The organism is Photorhabdus namnaonensis (assembly GCF_001684335.1).
Lineage (GTDB): Bacteria > Pseudomonadota > Gammaproteobacteria > Enterobacterales > Enterobacteriaceae > Photorhabdus > Photorhabdus namnaonensis.
Map to the genome: position 1 here is coordinate 39,855 of NZ_LOIC01000007.1, position 23,027 is coordinate 62,881.

At 42.8% G+C, this 23,027-nt stretch carries 21 protein-coding genes and 2 pseudogenes; 14 read left to right on the forward strand and 9 right to left on the reverse strand.

Features of this window, described 5'->3' with window-relative positions; all coding sequences use genetic code 11:
• Positions 1-38 precede the first annotated feature (38 nt).
• Together Phpb_RS01165 and Phpb_RS26455 are read right to left on the reverse strand one after the other, a co-directional pair.
• Positions 39-380 (reverse strand): tail fiber assembly protein, encoded by a 342-nt coding sequence (locus Phpb_RS01165; RefSeq protein ID WP_065388807.1) that lies wholly within the window; start codon positions 378-380, stop codon positions 39-41.
• 9 nt (positions 381-389) lie between these two features.
• Entirely contained in the window at positions 390-1,415 is a 1,026-nt protein-coding gene (locus Phpb_RS26455) for a pyocin knob domain-containing protein (RefSeq protein ID WP_065388808.1), read from the reverse strand.
• A gap of 393 nt (positions 1,416-1,808) precedes the next feature.
• Between Phpb_RS26455 and Phpb_RS01175 the strand changes: the two genes are divergently transcribed.
• The 9 genes from Phpb_RS01175 to asd all read left to right on the forward strand — a co-directional run bounded on the left by Phpb_RS01175 (position 1,809) and on the right by asd (position 9,562).
• Positions 1,809-2,981, forward strand: coding sequence for a phage tail sheath protein (locus Phpb_RS01175; protein WP_036782415.1), 1,173 nt, complete (start codon positions 1,809-1,811; stop codon positions 2,979-2,981).
• A 10-nt stretch (positions 2,982-2,991) separates the two neighbouring features.
• On the forward strand, positions 2,992-3,507 hold the full coding sequence (locus Phpb_RS01180; RefSeq protein WP_036782412.1) for a phage major tail tube protein: 516 nt from the start codon (positions 2,992-2,994) through the stop codon (positions 3,505-3,507).
• A 26-nt stretch (positions 3,508-3,533) separates the two neighbouring features.
• The gene (locus tag Phpb_RS01185) at positions 3,534-3,851 is read left to right on the forward strand and encodes a phage tail assembly protein (RefSeq protein ID WP_011144426.1); all 318 of its coding nucleotides are present in this window, start codon (positions 3,534-3,536) and stop codon (positions 3,849-3,851) included.
• A gap of 14 nt (positions 3,852-3,865) precedes the next feature.
• Complete coding sequence (locus tag Phpb_RS23260; protein ID WP_011144425.1) at positions 3,866-3,985, forward strand: GpE family phage tail protein; 120 nt, start codon at positions 3,866-3,868, stop codon at positions 3,983-3,985.
• On the forward strand, positions 3,978-6,404 hold the full coding sequence (locus tag Phpb_RS01190) for a phage tail tape measure protein (RefSeq protein ID WP_240492371.1): 2,427 nt from the start codon (positions 3,978-3,980) through the stop codon (positions 6,402-6,404). The genes Phpb_RS23260 and Phpb_RS01190 overlap by 8 nt, the downstream gene beginning before the upstream one ends.
• A gap of 2 nt (positions 6,405-6,406) precedes the next feature.
• Entirely contained in the window at positions 6,407-6,865 is a 459-nt protein-coding gene (locus Phpb_RS01195) for a phage tail protein (protein WP_046396587.1), read from the forward strand.
• Between the two features lie 2 nt (positions 6,866-6,867).
• Positions 6,868-7,953: a phage late control D family protein gene (locus tag Phpb_RS01200; RefSeq protein ID WP_105396539.1), complete on the forward strand. Its 1,086-nt coding sequence runs from the start codon at positions 6,868-6,870 to the stop codon at positions 7,951-7,953.
• A gap of 76 nt (positions 7,954-8,029) precedes the next feature.
• On the forward strand, positions 8,030-8,251 hold the full coding sequence (locus tag Phpb_RS01205; protein ID WP_036782400.1) for an ogr/Delta-like zinc finger family protein: 222 nt from the start codon (positions 8,030-8,032) through the stop codon (positions 8,249-8,251).
• 204 nt (positions 8,252-8,455) lie between these two features.
• Entirely contained in the window at positions 8,456-9,562 is a 1,107-nt protein-coding gene (gene asd / locus Phpb_RS01210) for an aspartate-semialdehyde dehydrogenase (RefSeq protein WP_065388809.1), read from the forward strand.
• A gap of 957 nt (positions 9,563-10,519) precedes the next feature.
• Here asd and tssD (Phpb_RS01215) read toward each other — a convergent pair.
• The 6 genes and pseudogenes from tssD (Phpb_RS01215) to dnaA all read right to left on the reverse strand — a co-directional run.
• Positions 10,520-10,879, reverse strand: a pseudogene (gene tssD / locus Phpb_RS01215) (type VI secretion system tube protein TssD); the annotation flags it as partial.
• Between the two features lie 125 nt (positions 10,880-11,004).
• Positions 11,005-11,124 (reverse strand): annotated as a pseudogene (gene tssD / locus Phpb_RS23265) (type VI secretion system tube protein TssD); the annotation flags it as partial.
• 138 nt (positions 11,125-11,262) lie between these two features.
• On the reverse strand, positions 11,263-13,677 hold the full coding sequence (gene gyrB / locus Phpb_RS01220) for a DNA topoisomerase (ATP-hydrolyzing) subunit B (RefSeq protein ID WP_065388810.1): 2,415 nt from the start codon (positions 13,675-13,677) through the stop codon (positions 11,263-11,265).
• A gap of 19 nt (positions 13,678-13,696) precedes the next feature.
• Entirely contained in the window at positions 13,697-14,788 is a 1,092-nt protein-coding gene (gene recF / locus Phpb_RS01225) for a DNA replication/repair protein RecF (RefSeq protein WP_065388811.1), read from the reverse strand.
• 21 nt (positions 14,789-14,809) lie between these two features.
• Positions 14,810-15,910 carry a DNA polymerase III subunit beta gene (gene dnaN / locus Phpb_RS01230; RefSeq protein ID WP_065388812.1) on the reverse strand — a complete coding sequence of 367 codons (1,101 nt, stop codon included), beginning with the start codon at positions 15,908-15,910 and terminating at the stop codon, positions 14,810-14,812.
• 4 nt (positions 15,911-15,914) lie between these two features.
• Positions 15,915-17,303 (reverse strand): chromosomal replication initiator protein DnaA, encoded by a 1,389-nt coding sequence (gene dnaA / locus Phpb_RS01235; protein WP_065388813.1) that lies wholly within the window; start codon positions 17,301-17,303, stop codon positions 15,915-15,917.
• A gap of 693 nt (positions 17,304-17,996) precedes the next feature.
• On the opposite strand from dnaA, the gene rpmH reads away from it, so the two are divergent.
• The 5 genes from rpmH (at position 17,997) to mnmE (ending at position 21,864) form a co-directional block, all read left to right on the forward strand.
• Positions 17,997-18,137 carry a 50S ribosomal protein L34 gene (gene rpmH, locus Phpb_RS01240; RefSeq protein ID WP_000831330.1) on the forward strand — a complete coding sequence of 47 codons (141 nt, stop codon included), beginning with the start codon at positions 17,997-17,999 and terminating at the stop codon, positions 18,135-18,137.
• A 16-nt stretch (positions 18,138-18,153) separates the two neighbouring features.
• Complete coding sequence (gene rnpA / locus Phpb_RS01245; protein ID WP_071647078.1) at positions 18,154-18,513, forward strand: ribonuclease P protein component; 360 nt, start codon at positions 18,154-18,156, stop codon at positions 18,511-18,513.
• Positions 18,477-18,737, forward strand: coding sequence for a membrane protein insertion efficiency factor YidD (yidD, locus tag Phpb_RS23270; protein WP_075489364.1), 261 nt, complete (start codon positions 18,477-18,479; stop codon positions 18,735-18,737). Before rnpA ends, yidD begins: the two co-directional genes overlap by 37 nt.
• A 2-nt stretch (positions 18,738-18,739) precedes the next feature.
• Positions 18,740-20,380, forward strand: coding sequence for a membrane protein insertase YidC (gene yidC / locus Phpb_RS01250; RefSeq protein ID WP_065388814.1), 1,641 nt, complete (start codon positions 18,740-18,742; stop codon positions 20,378-20,380).
• Between the two features lie 119 nt (positions 20,381-20,499).
• Positions 20,500-21,864, forward strand: coding sequence for a tRNA uridine-5-carboxymethylaminomethyl(34) synthesis GTPase MnmE (mnmE, locus tag Phpb_RS01255; RefSeq protein ID WP_065388815.1), 1,365 nt, complete (start codon positions 20,500-20,502; stop codon positions 21,862-21,864).
• Positions 21,865-22,107: 243 nt separating this feature from the next.
• Here mnmE and Phpb_RS01260 read toward each other — a convergent pair.
• The coding region (locus Phpb_RS01260; RefSeq protein WP_240492372.1) for an ATP-binding protein at positions 22,108-23,027 on the reverse strand (920 nt) is incomplete at its 5' end.

Sequence of the window (23,027 nt, forward strand, 5' to 3'; positions counted from 1 at the left end):
AAAATAATAAGTTATCATTGCCAGAAAAATTATTTATTTTATTCTGGCAACTCTGGCCATTCAATATTTTGTGCTGTGGAATCCATTCGATTTAACGCGACGCGATATTTTTTCCATTCCATCAACTTTGTTATTTCGTTATCAGTAGCAATACCTAAATCAATAGCATCTTGCAATGGTGCCATTTTAATAGCTGCTTGTTCCAGTAAGTAATATCGTTGGCGATGATCATCCTTACTTTTCTGTTCGATAATGGCCTGCTGATATAATGCCTTAGCCTCTTGATCACTGAACCCCATTGAGATTAATTGATGGGCTTCAGCTGGCACATTAACATATTCATAGCCATTTTTGTCTATTAGTTTGTTTAATATTATCATATATCCTCATTATGGTTTATTTTGATAACGTGTATCATAATCTAGAGAATAAGGTATTGAATTATCAGGATATTCTTCACCTAATAATGGATCATTGATGGCTAATGATTTCACCATCCACTTCATTTCACGCTTAAGATCTGCACTTGACCACTGATATATTTCAACCTCGCCTTCTTCACGTGAATAACGAATTGGTTGGAAATTATTGGTCGTAAAATAGGTTAAACCACCACGTAAATAACAACCACTATAAACATAACAACTTACAACGTCACCAGATTTAACATCACCATAGAGAGGATATTTGCCGTCAACAGGTCTAGCGATGCTTATCATGGCGTAGTGGATTGCTTTTATCGTTTTACGATAGGTTTGATTTATGCGTTTAATATTCAAATATTGTGCATCACCCCCCCACAGATGCTCTCCCCCTTCTATTTGTGCAAGTAATCCTGCAATGTGTGTCACACCCTCACCGAATGGTTTTTTTTCTGCATCATATGGATAGGGCCTATGAAGAGTTAACCAAGAATTCGCTCCGACATTAGGTGGGAAACCCCACCAAACCGGATAATAGCGGTCAGTACTTAGACCAGTAAGATCAATTGTGGTGGTATAGCGTGGTTCACTCAGAATATCCGACGCAGTGGGTTTATTGAGCGTGTTATATTCTTGGGCCCAAGGTGTCCACGGTAAATTATGATATTGGCTGCGCGTATATACCCGACTGCTGTTATAAACAAAATAACGTTGAATGATCCCAGCAGCTTGTAAAACGACAAGTGAACCAGCAAGCAATTCAGGGTAGTTAGCACCATTTTGGGCATAAATATTGTAATCTTGGAAATAAATCCCTGGTATTTTGTAGTTATCCAAATTTGCCTTATCACCCAAATAAACCGCCTGCCCATGAAAAATATCCTGAGACGTAATATTGATATCTTCAGTCAGAACTTTGCCATTCACTTTCCGGCTATTCGGCACTGCTCCCTGAGCCAAATTCACTGTTTCTATCAAACCAAGATTTTTCAAAACTCACTAATCCGTGAAATTTCTGAAAGAATAGTTTCGTATTGGTTCTAAGTAGGGGGATATATGGCGAAGATTGGTTATATTCAGGTGTTAATAAATGACCAGAACTGTGGTTTACAGAGAAATGCGTTGATGTGTATAAATTATCATCTATTTTTGTAGGAAAAATCTGTGAAAAAATAATCAATGAACAGAGCTAAAAGTTAACGCCAGAAGAAACAGATATTGATTTATAGAGGTTTCTTTTTCCACTATCTATGAAGTACAAATAATTAGAAAAAATAATAAATTAAGCAACCTGATTTGTATCATCTCTCACACATTTCCCATCGAATGATTTAATAATTCGGATACTTCAACATAGCGGGACACCTTAACAGGAGAACCGCTAATATGGCACAAGATTATCATCACGGCGTCCGTGTACAGGAAATTAATGAAGGTACGCGTACCATTACCACAGTTAGCACCGCTATTGTTGGTATGGTGTGTACTGGTCCTGAAGCAGACGAAAAAACTTTCCCACTAAATACTCCGGTCTTGATTACTGATGTTTCACTCGCCATTGGCAAAGCTGGTAAAACCGGTACATTGCCTCAGGCACTCAAAGCTATCTCAGACCAGTCTAAACCCGTTACTGTTGTTGTCCGTGTAGCACAAGGTGAAACGGAAGAGCAAACTACCAGCAACATCATTGGTACTACAACTAATGAAGGTAAGAAAACCGGTATACAGGCACTGTTGGCAGCACAAAGCCAATTAGGTGTGAAGCCGCGTATTCTGGGGGTTCCTGGGCTGGATACGAAGGCTGTTGCTGTTGAGTTGGCGAGTATTGCGCAAAAACTGAGAGCAATGGCTTATATCAGCGCCTATGGTAGTAAAACTATCTCAGAAGTTATCGAATATCGCAAAAACTTCAGTCAGCGCGAATTAATGCTAATTTGGCCTGATTTCTTAAGTTGGGACACTGTTTCTAATAAGGAAACTATCGCCTACGCGACTGCTCGTGCACTGGGCTTGCGTGCAAAAATTGATGAAGAAACAGGTTGGCACAAAACACTGTCGAACATCGGTGTCAATGGTGTGACCGGTCTTTCAGCAGACGTATTCTGGGATCTTCAAGATCCAGCAACAGATTCAGGCCTGCTAAACCAAAATGGTATTACGACACTTATCCGTAAAAATGGCTTCCGTTTCTGGGGTTCCCGTACCTGCGCTGATGATCCATTGTTCCAGTTCGAAAGTTACACTCGTACTGCCCAAGTATTGGCTGACACTATGGCGGAAGCACATATGTGGGCAATCGATAAGCCACTAACTCCTTCACTCGTACGAGACATTATCGAAGGTATCAATGCTAAGTTCCGTGAATTGAAATCTGGGGGCTACATTATTGACGGTCAATGCTGGTATGACGAAAACGCCAATGATAAAGACACCTTGAAAGCGGGTAAATTGACCCTCGATTACGACTATACACCTGTACCACCACTGGAAAACATGATGTTACGCCAGCGTATTACAGATCGTTACCTGATGGATTTCGCGAAAAGCATAAACGGCTAAGGGGACACAGATGGCATTACCTCGCAAACTTAAATTCCTGAACTTGTTTAATGATGGCAATAGTTATCAGGGAATAGTGGAAGAACTTACTCTACCTAAGCTGAGTCGTAAACTGGAAACCTATCGTGGTGGTGGTATGAACGGTAGCGCAACCGTGGACTTAGGCTTGGATGAAGGTGCATTGGACGTTGAATTTACTCTAGGTGGTATGGAAGCTCAACATTATCGGCAATGGGGGCTGACCAAAGCCGATGGCGTAATGTTGCGCTTTGCAGGCTCCTGCCAGCGCGATGATACCAGCGATGTGATTGCTGTTGAAATCGTGATGCGCGGCCGTTTCCATGAGTTTGACCACGGTACCTATAAGCAGGGTGATAATACTCAGACCAAAATCAGTGCTAAAAACACCTATTTCAAATTGACATGGGATGGTGAAGTTCTGATTGAAGTGGATACCGTTAACATGGTTGAAGTCGTTAATGGTGAAGATCGCTTGGCAGATCACCGTCGCGCTATGGGTCTTTAATCTAATCGGATAAACAAGGTTGAACCATGACAGAAACACTAATTACTCAAAACGACGAGCAGCGCACAATCGTATTAGAAGAACCGCTTGCACGTGGTAGTAGCAACATCACTGAGGTGGTGGTGCGTAAACCGAACAGTGGCGCGTTGCGTGGTGCTCGGCTACAGGCTTTGCTGGAGATGGATGTGGATTCAATGATTTTGGTTTTACCACGTGTTACCACACCAGCGCTCACTAAAAGCGATCTGTTGTCAATGACACCCGGCGATCTGATTAATCTCAGTGTTGAGGTGGTCAATTTTTTGTTACCGAAGTCGGCGAAGTCCGGTTTCCAGACCGACTAACCGTAGATGAATTGGTGGCAGATATTGCCACCGTTTTCCACTGGTCTCCGGCAGTGACAGATGAAATGTCACTACCGGAATTACTGGACTGGCGACATCGGGCCATCTTACGAAGTGGTGCAGAAAATGAGTAATACACAGTCACAGCTTAAATTGGTAATACAGTCCGTTAATAAGCTGACCAACGCCTTGAAATCTGCCCAGCGAAATAATAAAAGGTTGGCGGATTCTCTCCGGCAAAATCGTGATGAATTCAAGCGATTAAATCAGACTTATGAAGCAATTAAACCTTATTCTGCTCCTGAATATGCGCAGGAAACTGCGCATACCAGTAACAAAAAGGAAGAAAATCGCGGTGAAGGTCGTTATAGCAAAATCAAAGAGCTTCGTGACCGCATTAGCCAATATGGTGTTAGTGCAAAATCAGCCGGTAGTAAGATACTGACAACCAGTAAAAACTTTCTGATGCCGGGTTATGATCTCAGTGCTCAAATGTCCAAAATTCAGGCACAAACTAATATTGAAAAAAATTCTCCTGAATACACTATGTTGCTCAATCAAAGTCGTGAGTTGAGTAAAAGTACAGGGATTCCTGCCAGCCAGATTGCACAGGGACAGAGCCTTTATGCCTCTAAGGGTTATTCTCCTGACCAGATAAAGAATGTGATGCCAGGCGCGGTACTAATGTCGCAGGCAAGTGGTACAGATTTTGCCAATGTGGTTGATATTAGCACTGAGGTACTGGAAGGGTTTAAATTACAATCCAAGGAGATGGGGCATGTTAGTGATGTTTTGACGGCAACGTTTATTGGTTCAAAAACAACGTTGGCGGGATTGGGTGATACCATGAAATCTGTCGCTCCAGCGGCTACTTCTTTGGGGGTTGATATTGAAACCGTTGCGGCTGCTACAAGAAAGCTAAGTGATGCCAATATCAAGGGAAGTGAAGCTGGAGAGGCTCTGAGTAGTGTGCTAAGCCGGTTGGCTGAACCACCTAAAGCTGCTGCTGTCGCATTGAAACAACTAGATATTAAAACTCGTGATGCTAAAGGTAATTTACGGCAGTTACCTGATATTCTCGTTGAACTAGATGATAAAACCCGCTCAATGAGCAGTAAACAACGTACGAGTTATTTCACAGCAATTGGTGGTGAAAAGTCTGCTCCTGCTCTAGATGTGTTGGCGAATCAGGCAGGACAAGGAGGATTGCAATCTTTTATCGCTGAACTAAAAAGTGCTCAAGGTGAATCTCAAAAAGTTGCATCTGCAATGACGAATAGTCTTACTGGTGATATCCAAAAGCTTAATGCCGCTTGGAGTGATCTAGGCGTTCAGATGTTTTCTGGTGTAGAAGGTCCCGCAAGAGAAGTCACCCAGCAAGTAACAAATGTAGTCAATAAAGTAAGTGAGTGGATGGAAGCCAACCCACGCTTGGCTGCAACGCTTGCGACTATTACGGTGGTAGTCGGAGGCATGTTAACTGTGTTTGGCGCATTGGCACAGGCGATCGCTTCGATATTGCTTCCATTAGCTGTAGCGAAATATAGTCTTACTTTCTTTGGTAGTACTGGTGTGAGAGCTCTTGGATTGGTCGGGAATGCTCTAAAAATGTTGGGTAGCACCATGATGATAGTTGGTCGTCTGATGATGGCTAATCCAATCCTCGCCATTATTGGTATAATTGCTATGGCCGCTGTTTATATTTGGCAAAATTGGGAAACATTGGGGCCGAAATTTTCTCAGCTTTGGGAAAATATTAAAATTAGCCTAAGTGAGAAATGGGAATCCATTAAACAGAGTGTTCTGCAAACGTGGGAAAATATTAAAACTAGTATCAGTAATGCCTGGGAATTAGTTAAGCAGAATACATTGGATGTCTGGGAGAATATTAAAATATCTATCTCGGACAAATGGAATGAAATTATTACTGACGTAATGAGTCTACCCAGTAAATTTAAAGAGGTTGGCACAGCGATAGTTAACAGTTTATTGGAGGGGATTAATGAAAAGTGGGAAGCCCTGAAAAAGAAACTGACTTCATTGTCTGAGTATCTCCCTGACTGGATGCGGTCAAAGGAGGATATTTCAAAAGACGCCAATAATAATGTAAGTCCTAATGTCAGTTCGGTTCTGCCCAAACATGACAAAGGGGGCATTATTCCGGCTGGTCGATTTGGTATTGTTGGTGAATATGGACCAGAGATTGTCACTGGCCCTGTTAATGTTATTAGCAGACGACAGACTGCTAAACTTGCTGCCGCTGCGGCATTTTCTTTAAGCGTAATGGCGCCTTCTACCGCAGCCAGAACAGCGCCATTGCATGTTCAGAGTTTACCGGTTCATGCTTATCCGCAGATTCAGGAAAAGAAAACGGACAAACGTCAGGTGGTTGAATACCGCAGTGAATCGCCGGTCTATCATATAAATATCTATGGTGCGCCGGGGCAATCTGCGCAGGATATTGCAGCAGCGGTTAGGCGCGAATTGGATGATCGGGAACGTAAACAGCAGGCTCGTTTACGCAGTTCATTCTCTGATAGAGGAGAATTCTAATTATGATGGCTGCACTGGGTTTATTTGTTTTTATGTTGAAAACCACGCCATACCAGAGTATGCAATATACTCAGTCATGGCGACATGCTTTTAATAGCCGTATCGGGGTGCGGCCTGCCTGGCAATTTCTGGGGCCGGATAACGACACAATGACACTTTCCGGTTCGTTATATCCAGAAATTACTGGTGGCCGTTTATCATTGACGGTACTACAAGTTATGGCTGACAGCGGTAAGGCTTGGTCTTTTATAGATGGCAGCGGCACGGTTTACGGTATGTTTGTCATTGAGAGTATCGACCAGACAAAAACTGAATTTATGTCGAATGGTTCTGCCCGCAAAATTGATTTCACGTTGACATTGAAGCGAGTAGATAGTTCTCTAATTGAAATGTTCGGTGATCTTCAGGGACAATTCTCTATGCTTACAGACAATTTGTCAGATAGAGTCAAAGAGGTATGATCATGACGTCTAAATTTGGCAGAGGTTCCGAAAAAGGTGGTGCACCGGCATTTCTTTTGGAAATTGATAATAAAGATATCAGCGGGCGCATTCAATCGCGCCTGATGTCACTAACGATGACAGATAATCGAGGCTTTGAAGCCGACCAGCTTGATATTGAACTGGATGATGCAGATGGAAGTTTGGTGTTACCTTCCAGAGGTAATGTGATTTCATTGGCGTTGGGATGGCGTGATCAGCCACTGATTAGTAAAGGACGTTTTACTGTGGATGAAATTGGCCACAGTGGAGCTCCGGACAAATTAACGATTCGTGCCCGTAGTGCTGATTTCCGTGAATCTCTCAATATGAGACGTGAAGAGTCTTATCATAAGAAAACGATAGGTGATATTGTTCGCACTATTGCTGCAAGGAATAGGCTTACCGCCGATTTACATCAAGATATAGCGAAAATATTGATTAACCATATTGATCAGACGAATGAGTCTGATGGTAGTTTTCTCACTCGCTTGGCAAGGCAGGAAGGGGCGATTGCTTCAGTAAAAAATGGTAAGTTGATATTTATTCGGCAAGGACAGAACAAAACAGCCAGTGGTGCGGTTATCCCTGCATTAGTGATTACACGTCGGTCAGGTGACAACCACAATTTTACTCTGTCCGATCGTGAGGCTTATACCGGCGTGGTAGCAAACTGGTTGGATGTCCGTAAACCGGAGAAAAAACATACCTTAACCGTTGAACGAAAAAATCAGGAAAATGCTGATAAATTAAAATCTTATTTGATCGGTAGCAAAGATAACGTATTAGAGCTTTCTCGTACTTATGCTGATGAGGCTAGTGCTAAACGTGCAGCCAAGGTTGCCTGGGAAAAAATGCAACGTGGAGCAGCGACGTTTTCGATTCAACTGGCTCAGGGGCGTGCAGATCTCTACCCTGAAATACCAATCAAGGTTACCGGTTTTAAACCAGAAATAGATGCTGCCGAATGGACATTAACGACAGTCACTCACACGGTGAATGGATCTGGTGGTGGTTTTACAACAGCACTGACTCTGGAATTAAAAATTGATGATCTCGATATGAAATAATTGTTCTTTAAGTGAGATCTCATTGCTATATTGTTCACATTATGAGAGTTCATGTTTTAGTTAAGGGTAAGAAAATATGATCAAGTGTCCTCTTTGTGGTAAAGCGGCTCATGCACGCAGTAGCTTTGAGCATTCCAGCCATACAAAAGAACGTTATAATCAATGTCAAAACATCAATTGTGGTGCAACTTTCGTTAGCCATGAAACGTTTGTCCGCTTTATTTCCAAACCTGGTGAAGTAATAAGTGTTAAGCCGCATCCCAAAGAAAAAACTAAAACTCAATTGAATGTGACTTGAAATTAAAAGTTAATTGTAAATATTTGCCACCAGCCGGTGGCTTCTTACTCAGATGCCAGATTTGTTATATATCTTGCTGCTAGCTACGTTGCTAAATATCTTGTGAATTAGTTAATAAATTCACTTGCGTCCTTGGTCATATTTTGTCAGCTTTGGTGTAATCAGAATCACTGAATCAACACTCACCGAAGTAGGACAATAATGATGAAAAATGTGGGCTTTATCGGCTGGCGCGGGATGGTCGGCTCAGTATTAATGCAGCGTATGATTGAAGAGCGGGATTTTGATGTTATTCGTCCGGTATTCTTCTCGACATCACAACACGGACAGCCAGCACCTGATTTTACTGGTCAGCAAGGTACGTTACAGAATGCTTTCGATATCGAAGCTCTTGGTGCTTTGGATATTATTATTAGCTGTCAGGGGGGAGATTATACTAATGAGATTTATCCAAAGTTAAGAGCAACGGGTTGGCAGGGATATTGGATTGATGCGGCGTCAGCACTGCGTATGAATGATGATTCCATCATTATTCTTGATCCAGTTAACCATGCGCATATTCAGCAAGGTCTTAATGAAGGCATAAAAACTTTTGTTGGTGGTAATTGTACCGTTAGCCTAATGCTGATGTCTTTGGGCGGTTTGTTTGCTAATAATTTGGTTGAATGGGCTTCTGTTGCAACTTATCAGGCAGCTTCTGGTGCGGGCGCTCGTCATATGCGTGAACTTCTGGTTCAGATGGGAGCTCTACATACTCAGGTAGCAAAAGAGCTGCAAGATCCGGCATCGGCTATTCTGGATATTGAAAGAAAAGTAACGGATTTCACCCGTAGTGGAGTTATGTCAACTGAGCAATTTGGCGTACCGTTGGCAGGTAGTTTGATTCCGTGGATTGATAAACAACTTGATAATGGCCAAAGCCGTGAAGAGTGGAAAGGTCAGGCAGAAACCAACAAGATTCTGAATACCGGTAATAACATCATTACCGTGGATGGCTTGTGTGTACGTATTGGGGCGCTGCGTTGCCATAGTCAGGCATTTACTCTGAAATTGAAAAAAGATATTTCGATTCCTGAAATTGAGCAATTACTGGCTGTGCATAATGACTGGGTTCGTGTTATTCCAAATGATCGCGAATTAAGTATGCGCGAATTAACCCCGGCGGCGGTAACGGGAACTTTGAATACTCCTGTAGGACGTTTACGTAAACTGAATATGGGCCCAGAGTATTTGTCTGCTTTTACTGTCGGTGACCAATTGTTGTGGGGAGCAGCAGAGCCTCTGCGTCGTATGCTGCGTATCTTGGTTTAATTATTTTAATATATTTGTTTGTGTGAAAATCCACTCGTTATTCGGGTGGATTTATCCATATAGTTCTGTTCATTGTTTCTTTATTGGTTTATTTTTGTTATATTCATAATCTATATTTATGATCTTCTATCCAAATGTATAGTGAATCGTTTTTATGGAGATGGTAGGAATGGAACAAGATAAACTACTAGCTTTAAAGGTTAGAGAATTAAGGGAGTTGGCAAGGACGTTATCTTCTCGTTATATTAGCCAAATAATATGGGTCAGGAACTAATTATATCTACTCAATCATCTGATATGGATCTTTTATTATATTTTTTATTTATAATAATTTTTCTATGTTTTTTTATTTATTAAAAAATACACGGAAAGTAAAAAGAGTATTTCTCTATTTATAATTAATCTTTTGTTTTTATTTTCTTTTTGTACAGATCAATTAATTATATCTAAATTTAGTTATTCCTTGATTCCACCATTTATATTTTTGAATTTAAATGATGAGGTAATAAGAGTAAGTGCGGTGATATTTTCAATTTTAGTCATGATGATGTTCCCAAGGAAGTTTAAATGTTGACAATAAATTACTGGTGAAAAATAATGATGGACTATATAGATGTTACAGTTTCCACTCAATCTACTTGGTAAGATATTTTACTGTACTATTTTTTATCTTTGGTAATATTATTTTTACTTCTTATTGTTAAAGTTATTATAGAGAAAAGAGGGAGTTATATTCTATCTGTTTTTTCATTCTTTATAATAGTCATGTTTGGAACTGCTCAATTGTTTATTGTTAAATATGATGGTTATCATGAAATTATATCAATGTTTATTAATTTAAATAGTGAGGTAATTAGAGTAGGTAGTGTGATGTTTTCTATTTTATATGCTTTGGTTCTACCAAGAAAGTTCGTCAATGAAACAAGGCGTTAAATTAAAACGCCTTGTTTTGATTATTTAATAAATTCTGTCATCCCAAATACTATAACCGCCAGTACCTGCGATAAGGTGATTCCAGGTAATGTTTGTATATTTTAACGAAATACTTTCCTGTGGTGGAAGCTCATTATGATTCAATGAATGTGGATGTAAGACACTTATTTCAGTGATTGTGGCGCCAGTGATCTTTATATTGTAATAACGTTCTTGAGCACCATTTGAGTTAGTTCGGTAAAAATCAATAGAGTATTCAAGAGACTCATTCTCAGAAATAGCAACACCGAGTAATGGTGATGATTTGTCGATAGGTTTTTGGATAATAATGGGTTGATGATCGACATTTTGAGTCTGTGTTATCGCATGGCTTAAGCTATATACCCGTCATCTTTTAAGCTGCCTCTTTGTTGGCTGCACTCGCTCACCCCGGTCACATAGTTTGCTATGTTCCCGGGGATTCACTCCCTTGCCGCCGCGATGCAACTTGAAATCCATAGGGTATAAACTAATATCTGATCAAAGTGGTTTGCTTGATATTTATTACCAATAGAATCAACAGAAGAACATCCAGCAGATATTAATCCCTGTTTTTTTCCCTTTATAGTCATGTAAATCATGTCTGCCATATTATACCCTTAGATTATATTTAAGTGATGTTTTACAGAAACATTAAATAAATTACACTTTATTGACTATAAATAACAGATAAAAAAACACTCATAGAGAATTAATATGAGCGTTTTTTAAATTGATAATAATATCAATCAGATATCGATATTAGCTGCTTTCAGGGCATTTTCTTCGATAAATGCACGGCGAGGTTCAACAGCATCACCCATTAGAGTTGTAAACAGTTGGTCAGTTGCAATGGCATCTTTTACTGTCACACGCATCATGCGACGAGTTTCTGGGTTCATGGTAGTTTCCCATAACTGCTCAGGGTTCATTTCTCCCAAGCCTTTATAGCGCTGTATAGACAACCCACGGCGAGACTCTTTAGTCAACCAGTTTAGCGCTTGTTCAAAACTGCTAACTGGTTGGCGTCGTTCGCCACGTTCGATATAAGCACTTTCTTCAATCAAGTTACGAAGTTTATCGCCTAGCTGAGTGATACGGTGATATTCGCCGCCGTGGACAAAATCGAAGTCCAATAGATAATCAGTATCTACACCGTGTGTACGAACACACAGAACCGGTTCGTACATTTGGCGCTCACGATTTTCATGGAGGCGATAACTGTAGCTGCTGCCGTTTTGTTCGCTATCATTCAGACGAGCGACCAGCATTTCAATCCATTCTTCAACTTTCGCCTTATCAGACAATGCTTCTTCGGTCAGCTTTGGATGATAAATTAGGTTATTCAATAAACTTAGCGGATACAGACGTTCCATGCGTTTAATGATTTTTTGAACACCATTAAATTCGGTCACCAATTTTTCCAGCGGTTCGCCTCTCAGGGCTGGTGCGTGCTCATTGGTGTAAAGCGAGGCGCCATCCAGTGCAATGGATAGTTGGTACTCGTCCATTGCTTCATCATCTTTAATGTATTGTTCTTGTTTGCCTTTTTTGACTTTATACAACGGTGGTTGAGCAATAAACACATGACCGCGTTCAATGATTTCTGGCATTTGACGATAGAAGAAAGTCAGCAATAGAGTACGAATATGAGAACCATCGACGTCCGCATCCGTCATGATGATAATGCTATGGTAACGCAGTTTATCTGGATTGTATTCGTCACGGCCAATACCACAGCCCAATGCGGTGATCAGGGTTGCCACTTCCTGGGAAGAGAGCATTTTATCGAAACGCGCTTTTTCGACATTCAGGATTTTACCTTTTAGCGGCAAAATTGCCTGATTTTTGCGGTTACGTCCCTGTTTTGCCGAGCCACCCGCAGAGTCTCCTTCCACTAAGTAGAGTTCAGAGAGTGCCGGATCACGTTCCTGACAATCAGCCAATTTGCCTGGCAGTCCAGCCAGATCCAGCGCCCCTTTACGGCGTGTCATTTCACGCGCTTTGCGAGCTGCTTCACGAGCGCGAGCAGCATCAATAATTTTACTGACGACAGTTTTAGCGTCGTTTGGATTTTCCAGTAGATATTCCACCAGCTTTTCATTCATCAGCGTTTCAACCGCAGTTTTTACTTCGGAAGAGACAAGTTTGTCTTTAGTCTGAGAAGAGAATTTTGGATCAGGCACTTTAACGGAAATAACGGCAACTAAACCTTCACGAGCATCATCACCAGTCGCGCTGACTTTGGATTTCTTGTTGTACCCTTCTTTATCCATGTAACTATTAAGGGTACGTGTCATCGCAGTACGGAAACCAACTAAGTGAGTTCCTCCATCGCGTTGTGGGATATTATTGGTGAAGCAGTAAATATTTTCCTGGAAACCATCATTCCATTGCATTGAAATTTCAACGCCGATGCCATCTTTTTCTGTAGAAAAATAGAAAACATTTGGATGAATGGGGGTTTTGTTTTTATTTAGGAACTCAACAAACGCTTTAATTCCACCCTCATAATGGAAGTGGTCTTCTATATTAGTGCGCTTATCAATGAGGCGGATAGATACACCGGAATTCAAGAAGGATAATTCACGCAGGCGTTTAGCCAAAATGTCGTGCTGGAATTCTGTATTATTACGGAAAGTATCCATGCTCGGCCAGAAACGGACGCGAGTCCCTGTCTGTTCCGTTTCTCCAACGACTTTCAGTGGGCTTTGTGGTACGCCAAGGTGATAAGTCTGTTCATGAACTTTGCCGTCACGGCGGATAACCAACTCCAGCTTTTCAGACAAGGCGTTAACAACAGAAACCCCTACGCCGTGCAAACCGCCGGAGACTTTATAAGAGTTATCATCGAATTTACCCCCTGCATGCAGCACGGTCATAATAACTTCGGCTGCTGAAACACCTTCTTCTTCGTGTATGCCGGTAGGAATACCGCGGCCATCATCCTGTACGGAGACTGAGTTATCAGCATGAATAGTAACGATAACTTCATTACAATGACCTGCGAGGGCTTCGTCGATAGCGTTGTCGACAACCTCGAAGACCATGTGGTGTAAGCCGGTACCATCGTCTGTATCACCGATATACATGCCCGGACGTTTACGCACCGCATCCAGCCCTTTTAATACCTTGATACTTGAGGAGTCATATGTATTCGACATCAACGTTTCTCGCTCATTTTTAATCCTGTGGTTGAACCTCTATTTTGCCATTTTCCACGCGAAACATCTTGCTGTTTCCATCAAGCATGTCTGTTATTTGATCGGAATTTATCGCACTGACAAATACCTGAGCTTGCGTGGATTTTAGACGAGCGGCCAGCAACTGACGGCGGCCGGTATCCAGTTCGGAGGCAAAATCATCAAGCAGATACAGACATTGTTGTCCGCTCTGTCGGGTGAAATATTCACCCTGTGCTAGCCGCAGTGCGCACATCAGTAACTTTAATTGACCGCGGGATAGCATATCTTCTACTGGCGTTCCTTCCGCACGAATGCGCAGATCTGCCTTATGTGGGCCGGAAGCTGTATAGGTTAATGTTCTGTCGCGCTCAAATTGGCGCTCCAGTAATTCAGCATAATCACTCTCTTTATCCCATCCCTGTTGGAAAGAGAAACTTAATGTAAATTCGGGTAAGAATTGCTTACAGGTGTCCGTAATATCCTGAGTGATGTTTGTAACATATTCACCACGCCACTGATTTATTTGGTTAGCGAGTGGTACCAATTCCTGATCCCAAGGCCGTATCTGGTTGTAGCGAGTAACTTGTCGTAGTGCTGCGTTGCGTTGTTTGAGTAGCCGTTTTAAGTTTACCCATGCGGAAAAAAAGCGTGGCTCATTGTGAAAGCAACCCCAGTCAATAAAGGCCCGTCGATACTTTGGCCCGCCATTTAACAGGGTAAACCCTTCTGGAGTAATAAGCTGCATAGGTAACATCTTAGCTAGTTCGGCAATTTTCCAGCCATCACTACCATCAATTCTGACTTTACTGTCGCCATGACGGTTTTTACTCAGACCGATAGATCGCTCTCGCTCGTTCTCTTGTTGTCTTAACCGCCCATGTAGAACAAATTCATCACAGTCGTGACGAATTATCCGCCCTGTCTGAATGCTACGAAAAGCACGTCCGTGACCTAGCGTATAAATCGCTTCCAGTACGCTGGTTTTGCCGCTGCCATTAAGTCCAACCAGAAAGTTAAATCCGGTAGCCAGAGGCAAATCAGCGGCGGCGATATTACGAAAATCGCGGATAAGTAAACGCGTGAGAGTCATATACCTGAAATATAAATCCGGTTACAGGCGCATTGGCATCACGACATAAGCCGCATTGTGGCTGGCGCAGTCTTCTATCTGAACACTGGAAATAGCATCAGTCAGTAATAAACGAACCTCTTCACATCTTAATGTATTAAGTACATCTAGCACGTAACTGACATTAAAGCCTATTTCCATTTCAGTACCTTGGTAGCTGACATCGACAATCTCTTCGGCTTCTTCCTGCTCAGGATTATTGGCTGTGATTTTTAGCTGGTTCTCACTGAAATAGAGGCGAACTCCGCGGAATTTCTCGTTAGAGAGAATTGCTGCGCGTGAAAAAGCCTGTTTCAGCATATCGCAATTAGCTTCCAAGGTTTTATCCGGGTTCTTTGGCAATACGCGGCGATAATCAGGGAAACGTCCATCCACCAATTTAGAAGTAAAAATAAAGTCGCCAACGTGGGCGCGAATATTGTTACTGCCGATTTGTAACTGTAGCGGAGTATCGCCGCCATCCAGCAATCTCATGAGTTCAATCACGCCTTTACGTGGCACGATAACCGAATGGGAAGGTAACTTTTGACCAATTCCCATAGAACAGACTGCCAGACGGTGACCATCGGTTGCAACTGTACGCAACTCTTCTCCTTCGGTTTCAAACAACATACCGTTGAGATAATAGCGGACATCCTGGTGAGCCATTGAGAATTGAGTTGATTCAATAAGGCGTTTCAGTGTGGCTTGGGGCAGTGAAAACTCCACTTCACTTTGCCAGTCATCGAGATTTGGAAAATCAGATGCAGGCAATGTGGAGAGCGAGAAACGGCTGCGGCCAGAACGCACCAATAAGCGGTCGCCATCCAGTTCTACACTGATTTCGGCCCCATCTGGCAAACCTCGCCAGATATCAAAGAATTTACGCGCCGGTACCGTGGTTGCACCTTCTGCGTGTGGCGATGAAAGCGTGACTCTTGCCATCATTTCCATTTCTAAATCTGTGCCGGTCAGCAACAGGGAACCTTCTGTAACCTGTAGTAATAAGTTACCAAGGATAGGCAGAGTAGGGCGCCCACTCAGCGGGCTACTGACCTGTTGCAGTGGTTTTAACAATTGCTCGCGTTCAATGATAAATTTCATAGCACTAGGAAGACAATGTTCTGATTAAGTTAGAAAAATCCTCTTTGATGTCGTGACTTTCTTCACGCAGTTGCTCGATCTTACGACAAGCATGCAACACAGTTGTGTGGTCACGTCCACCAAAGGCATCCCCGATTTCAGGCAAGCTGTGGTTGGTTAACTCTTTTGCCAGCGCCATTGCCATTTGCCTTGGACGGGCAACGGAACGGGAGCGCCGTTTGGAAAGTAAATCGGCCACCTTGATTTTATAATACTCAGCGACTGTTTTCTGAATATTATCAATGGTAACCAGTTTTTCTTGCAGTGCTAATAAGTCACGTAATGCTTCACGTACAAAATCAATAGTAATCGCTCGACCGGTAAAATTGGCATTCGCTATTACCCTGTTCAATGCCCCTTCGAGTTCACGGACATTAGAACGCAGACGTTTAGCTATAAAGAAAGCAACTTCTCCAGGCAACTGGATTTCGTTTTCGTCTGCCTTTTTCATCAAGATAGCGACACGAGTTTCGAGTTCTGGTGGTTCAATGGCAACGGTTAACCCCCAGCCAAAACGGGATTTTAACCGATCTTCTACCCCATTGATCTCTTTTGGATAGCGATCTGATGTCAGAATAATCTGTTGATTACCTTCCAGTAATGCATTGAATGTATGGAAGAACTCTTCTTGAGAACGTTCTTTATTGGCAAAAAACTGAATATCATCGATCAATAATGCGTCTACAGAACGGTAATAGCGTTTGAACTCTTCTATTGCATTATTTTGTAATGCTTTGACCATATCCTGAACGAAACGTTCAGAATGCATATAAACCACCTTGGCATTCGCCTTACGTGCCATAATACTGTTGCCTACGGCATGTAATAGATGGGTTTTACCCAAACCTGTGCCACCATAAAGAAATAGTGGGTTATAAGCACCGCCGGGATTATCCGCTACCTGTCTTGCAGCAGCGCGAGCAAGTTGGTTGGATTTACCTTCAACAAAGTTATCAAAAGTATGTTTTGGGTTAACATTAGAGCGATAAGATAGTTCTGGTTGTACCGCAGTGTTATCCCAACTAGGGCGTACTGATGTGTTTTGTGGCGTAGGTGCAACCGGCGTGTGAGCAACAACCCTTTGTGGCGGGCTATCATTTTGAGAAATGGGTTTATTGCCAACTTCAAAACGTAATAATGGTACTTCTGCTCCACAGAAGTCATTCAACAACCCGTTGATGTTGTTGATATACTTCTCTCTTACCCAATCCAGAACAAACCGATTTGGGGCATAAAGTGCCAGAGTGTTACCACTTAGCTCTGCCTGAAGGGGGCGTATCCACATACTGAATTCTGTGGCAGGTAATTCATCCTGCAATCGGGCAAGACATTGCTGCCAAAGCGAAAGTGACACGGTGGACTCCCCTAAAACAAGGCCAATTAACAATTAAAGAAATCGGAGTGGTTAGCTCATTATATTGGGTACAAAACAACGACTCCTCTAAGGCGAGGAAGGATCGATTGTCATGTGTATGGCGATTTTTAATGTCATCGCTCCCCCCATGATCCGAGGATAAGATCCAAATCATGACCCGGGATCATAGCGCAAAAGACGATATAGATCTTCATTCTTTTACACAGTTTAAGCGCTTTTTATCCACAGGATAAAATTGTCTGTGAAATAAAGGGATGTAAAGGGGTGGTAGTGGAGTATATGGTGGTTGCCAAATGCAGATCGAGAATAAGCCGATATTTAAAGTAAAATTGGACCAAGGATCATAACAGAAAATGAAGATCTGCCGGTGATCGTTGCGCTTTGTTCAGTAGTCCGTATAATGTTGCACCCTATGTGCGATACCAGAGTTTTTTACCGATAATTCTTGGTGAAGAGTTCCGGTGTACGCATGGGCAGAGTGTTGGTAAACATCCAACTCAGTAGAAAAGCCGGCCGACTTTGTGTTATGTAAATTGACTCAGAGCTGTACATTTTATTACAATCCCGCTTCTTTTATATTGATGTTGCGATTGAGGCATCGGTGTCTATTGCTCACTGGCTGCCAACGCGTTTACTGAATCAGTAATAATTTTAAGTTAGGTAGAAATCGCTATGAAACGCACTTTCCAACCATCCGTACTGAAGCGTAACCGTTCTCACGGCTTCCGCGCTCGTATGGCTACCAAAAATGGTCGTCAGGTTCTGGCTCGCCGTCGTGCAAAAGGCCGTGCTCGTCTGACCGTTTCTAAGTAATAAAGCTAACCATCTAGTGGTTACGCTCGCTTTTCCGAGGGAGTTACGCTTGTTAACTCCCAAGCATTTCACTTATGTTTTCCAGCAACCTCAACGGGCAAGTTCGCCAGAGATTACTATCCTTGGCCGCCTCAACGAGCTGGGGCATCCCCGTATCGGTCTTACTATAGCCAAGAAAAATGTTAAACGTGCTCATGAGCGTAACCGGATTAAGCGGTTGGCCCGTGAAAGCTTCCGTTTAAACCAACATCAGTTGCCTCCTATGGATTTTGTGGTATTGGTTAAGAAAGGCGTTGCTGAGCTTGATAACCGTGCGCTAACGGAGGCGTTGGGTAAATTATGGCGTCGTCACTGTCGTTTGGCTCGCGCTTCCTGATCGCATTAATCCGGGGATATCAGTTGGTAATAAGCCCGCTGTTGGGGCCTCGTTGTCGCTTTAATCCTACATGCTCTCAATATGGCATTGAGGCATTATGCCGATTTGGGGTGATAAAAGGCTGTTGGTTAACGGTGAAACGCATATTAAAATGCCACCCTTTACATGAAGGTGGTGATGATCCTGTCCCACCCGTAAAAAACAACGATAACAGAGAACACTAACGATGGATTCGCAACGTAATCTTCTTCTCATCGCTTTGCTGTTCGTTTCTTTCTTGGTCTGGCAAGCATGGGAAGCAGATAAAAATCCGCAGCCAACAACAGTACAGGCCACGCAACAAACGGATATGCCGAGCAGTGAGAATCAGGCTGTACCAGGCAGTGGAAAAGGTAAACTTATCACAGTTAAAACTGATGTGCTCTCTTTGACCATCAATACTCGTGGCGGTGATATCGAAGAGGCTGACCTGTTAGCCTATCCTGATACCCTAGGTTCAAACCAACCATTCAAGTTGTTGGAAACAACATCTGCTTTCACTTATCAAGCGCAAAGTGGATTAACGGGGAAAGATGGCCCAGATAATCCGCTGAATAGTGAACGCCCGCTGTATACCGCGGCACAGGATAGCTATGTATTGGCTGATGGGCAGGATGAATTGCGTATCCCGATGAATTTCGTCACTAAAGATGGCATTGTTTATGTTAAAACATTTGTCCTGAAACGTGGTGAATACGCGATTAGTGTGGATTACCATGTTAATAACACGACGGAAAAACCGTTACAGATGACCTTCTTTGGTCAGTTGAAACAGAGTGTTGAACTGCCAAAGCATCGTGATACAGGAAGCAGTAATTTCGCCCTGCATACTTACCGTGGCGCGGCCTATTCTTCAGACGATACCAAATACAAAAAATATAGCTTTAGCGATATTGAAGGTGAATCTTTATCCGTAACCACCAAAGGTGGCTGGATTGCCATGTTGCAGCAATATTTTGCTACCGCTTGGGTTCCGGCGGCTAATGAAACCACTACCTTCTACACTGCCGCATTAGGTAAAGAGATGGCTGCGATTGGCTATAAGAGTGCGCCAATCTCTGTTGCGGCTAATAGTGAGAAAACGATCTCTTCTACATTGTGGGTTGGCCCGGAAATTCAAGATGAAATGGCCGCTGTCGCTCCTCATCTGGATCTGTCCGTAGACTATGGTTGGTTGTGGTTTATCTCTCAGCCATTATTTAAGCTGTTGAAGTTCCTGCATGGTTTTATTGGTAACTGGGGTTTCTCCATCATCGTTATCACCTTTATTGTGCGTGGTATTATGTACCCGCTGACCAAAGCACAATACACGTCAATGGCGAAAATGCGTCTGTTACAGCCTAAATTGGCGGCTATGCGTGAGCGTATTGGTGATGATAAACAGCGTATGAGCCAGGAAATGATGGCATTGTATAAAGCAGAGAAAGTGAACCCACTGGGTGGTTGTTTGCCTCTGTTGATCCAGATGCCAATCTTCCTTGCTTTATATTACATGTTGATGGGTTCTGTTGAATTGCGTCATGCGCCATTTGCTGGTTGGATTAATGACTTGTCTGCGCAAGATCCTTATTACATCCTGCCGTTGCTGATGGGTGTGACCATGTTCATCATCCAGAAAATGTCTCCGACGACAATTACTGATCCGATGCAACAGAAGATTATGACCTATATGCCGGTCATATTTACCATATTCTTCCTATGGTTCCCATCAGGTCTGGTTCTGTACTATATCGTCAGTAACTTGGTGACAATTATTCAGCAGCAATTAATTTATCGTGGGCTGGAAAAACGCGGCTTGCATAGTCGTGAGAAAAAGCCAGCGAAATAAAACATAGCTTCAGCCAGAATGAATACATGCTGGCCGTTATAACAGAAAAGGCGGTCATTGACCGCCTTAACTATTTGAGTTAAAGCAATTTGAGCGAAAAAGTCAATAGAGAGATAACCATGAATACCACGGATACGATTGTTGCTCAGGCTACCCCGCCAGGACGAGGAGGGGTTGGTATTTTGCGTGTTTCCGGCCCGAAAGCCGCACAGGTAGCCGAGGTGGTATTAGGTAAATTACCCAAACCCCGTTATGCGGACTATCTGCCATTTTGTGATGTTGATGGCCGGATACTTGATCAGGGGATTGCTATTTACTTTCCGGGGCCTAACTCCTTTACCGGAGAAGATGTATTGGAGCTTCAAGGGCATGGTGGGCCGGTTATTCTCGATTTGCTGCTTAAACGTATTCTGACTCTGCCAGGTATGCGAATCGCTAATCCTGGTGAGTTTTCTGAACGCGCTTTTCTTAATGACAAGCTGGATTTAGCTCAGGCGGAAGCCATTGCTGACCTGATCGATGCCAGTTCGGAGCAAGCAGCCCGTTCAGCGATGAATTCCTTACAGGGCGCTTTTTCGACTCAAGTTCATCAAATGGTGGAAGTACTTACTCACTTACGAATTTATGTAGAAGCTGCTATTGATTTTCCAGATGAAGAGATTGATTTCCTTTCTGATGGGAAAATCGAGGCTAAGTTGGATGAAGTGATGGCTGAGCTTGAGCGTGTACGCTCTCAGGCTCGTCAGGGCAGCCTTTTACGTGAAGGGATGAAAGTGGTTATCGCCGGTCGCCCTAATGCGGGGAAATCCAGTCTGCTTAATGCATTGGCGGGGCGTGAAGCGGCGATTGTGACGGATATTGCAGGTACAACCCGTGATGTGCTGCGTGAACATATCCATATTGACGGTATGCCGTTGCATATCATTGATACAGCGGGTTTGCGTGAAGCCAGTGACGAAGTTGAGCGTATTGGTATTGAGCGTGCCTGGCAGGAAATTGAGCAGGCTGATCGTGTACTGTTTATGGTAGATAGCACGACAACGAACGCGGTTGAACCTGTGGAAATCTGGCCTGAATTTATGGCTCGTCTGCCTAAATCGCTCCCTATCACAGTCGTTCGTAATAAGATAGATATGACCGATGAAGAGACAAGTATTGCAGAAGTAAGTGGTTACTCGCTGGTTAGACTTTCTGCCCGTAGCGGTGAAGGCATCGATTTATTGCGCGATCATCTAAAAGAAACGATGGGTTTTAGCAGTAATACCGAAGGTGGTTTCTTGGCTCGTCGTCGTCATTTACAAGCATTAAATACCGCAGCGGAACATTTACAGCAGGGCCATGAACAATTGGTGGTTGCCCGTTCAGGTGAATTGCTGGCAGAAGAGCTGCGTCTGGCACAGCAGGCGCTAAGCGAGATAACGGGTGAATTTACCTCTGATGATCTGTTAGGAAGGATTTTTTCGAGTTTTTGTATTGGGAAGTGAAGTGGTCATTTTTAAAGTGTAACGTTTCAAAATTCATCATAACATATCAAACATAATGCACTGTTATATATAAACTTTTACATATATAACAGTGCTTTCTTTTTTTACTTCGCTTTGATCCGCTTTACAAAAATTCCATCGTGCATTGCAAAGTCATTTTCCAATTACTTTTAAAAAAATGGTGTTGTTTTAAAAGCGTCAAATACAGCGCGGTATACGTTGTTCCAACAGCCACAACATCTGTTACCGGAATAAGATTGTTTTTAAATGATCGTCTGTCAAATCAAACTTAGGATCTTTACCTGTTAACGCTTTTGTCAGTGGGACAATTTTGGTCCTGACCCCCATTCCCCGATAATCGACATAGCCATAATCACGTAATACTTCCATAACAATGGTATTTCTGGGTGAACGCTGTCCCGCTTTCATTTTTTCTACCGTCATGGAGTTTGGTAACGAACCTGGGCTAATGACTTCAAGCCGGTCGGAATAACTAGAGACCTCAATTTCAACAAAACGCGTCCAATCGCGGTGCGCCAGCGCATTGACCAATGTTTCTCTAACGGCCTCAAGTGGATAAAACCACTGTGTCTCTCGCCTTAACTCTTCATTCACTTGATCAGACTCTTGAGAAATAAAGGGACTCATAGCCTCCATAAATCTCTCAATAACTCCGCCATCGACTAGCTGTTTATCACCATTTTCAAGATCCCAGCGCCCGACCATTGGGCCATCAATGATGTTATCCAATGCAGCTTGGTATTCCTTATCTTCACCATGAAATACCATGACCCGTAAACCCGCTTGTTTGAGATAGCGTCTCGGGCTTTTACCAAATAACACCAAACCAGCTATTGTGCAGCAAATGCTGCCTGCGGTTTCGGTTAAAAAACCCAGTCCAAGTAGCCTTGTTTGCCATTCATCAGGCGTTTTAGGTACATCGGGATCTCGTAAGATGTCTTTTACATAATTGGTTAGGCGGGCGTCATCCAAACAACTCATATCTGTACGAGGCACAGGCATTACTTCGGTATGCAGCATTCCACCCAATTCAAACAATCGCATCTGTTGCTCTCTAAATAAATTTTCAAAATAATAGATCACTGGAAGGGAACTCAGTCCGATTTTTGCGATCTGATCAATTGCCAAAAATCCCAAACCTC

Bases quoted from the DNA above. Each gene is read 5' to 3' on its own strand.
- Phpb_RS01190 (WP_240492371.1), top strand. From the start codon at position 3,978: ATGAGTAATACACAGTCACAGCTTAAATTGGTAATACAGTCCGTTAAT.
- gyrB (WP_065388810.1), bottom strand. From the start codon at position 13,677: ATGTCGAATACATATGACTCCTCAAGTATCAAGGTATTAAAAGGGCTG.
- mnmE (WP_065388815.1), top strand. From the start codon at position 20,500: ATGAATACCACGGATACGATTGTTGCTCAGGCTACCCCGCCAGGACGA.
- Phpb_RS01205 (WP_036782400.1), top strand. From the start codon at position 8,030: ATGATCAAGTGTCCTCTTTGTGGTAAAGCGGCTCATGCACGCAGTAGC.
- recF (WP_065388811.1), bottom strand. From the start codon at position 14,788: ATGACTCTCACGCGTTTACTTATCCGCGATTTTCGTAATATCGCCGCC.
- Phpb_RS01195 (WP_046396587.1), top strand. From the start codon at position 6,407: ATGATGGCTGCACTGGGTTTATTTGTTTTTATGTTGAAAACCACGCCA.
- Phpb_RS01175 (WP_036782415.1), top strand. From the start codon at position 1,809: ATGGCACAAGATTATCATCACGGCGTCCGTGTACAGGAAATTAATGAA.
- asd (WP_065388809.1), top strand. From the start codon at position 8,456: ATGAAAAATGTGGGCTTTATCGGCTGGCGCGGGATGGTCGGCTCAGTA.
- Phpb_RS01200 (WP_105396539.1), top strand. From the start codon at position 6,868: ATGACGTCTAAATTTGGCAGAGGTTCCGAAAAAGGTGGTGCACCGGCA.
- Phpb_RS01165 (WP_065388807.1), bottom strand. From the start codon at position 380: ATGATAATATTAAACAAACTAATAGACAAAAATGGCTATGAATATGTT.
- rpmH (WP_000831330.1), top strand. From the start codon at position 17,997: ATGAAACGCACTTTCCAACCATCCGTACTGAAGCGTAACCGTTCTCAC.
- Phpb_RS01180 (WP_036782412.1), top strand. From the start codon at position 2,992: ATGGCATTACCTCGCAAACTTAAATTCCTGAACTTGTTTAATGATGGC.
- yidC (WP_065388814.1), top strand. From the start codon at position 18,740: ATGGATTCGCAACGTAATCTTCTTCTCATCGCTTTGCTGTTCGTTTCT.
- dnaN (WP_065388812.1), bottom strand. From the start codon at position 15,910: ATGAAATTTATCATTGAACGCGAGCAATTGTTAAAACCACTGCAACAG.
- Phpb_RS01185 (WP_011144426.1), top strand. From the start codon at position 3,534: ATGACAGAAACACTAATTACTCAAAACGACGAGCAGCGCACAATCGTA.
- yidD (WP_075489364.1), top strand. From the start codon at position 18,477: ATGGCGTCGTCACTGTCGTTTGGCTCGCGCTTCCTGATCGCATTAATC.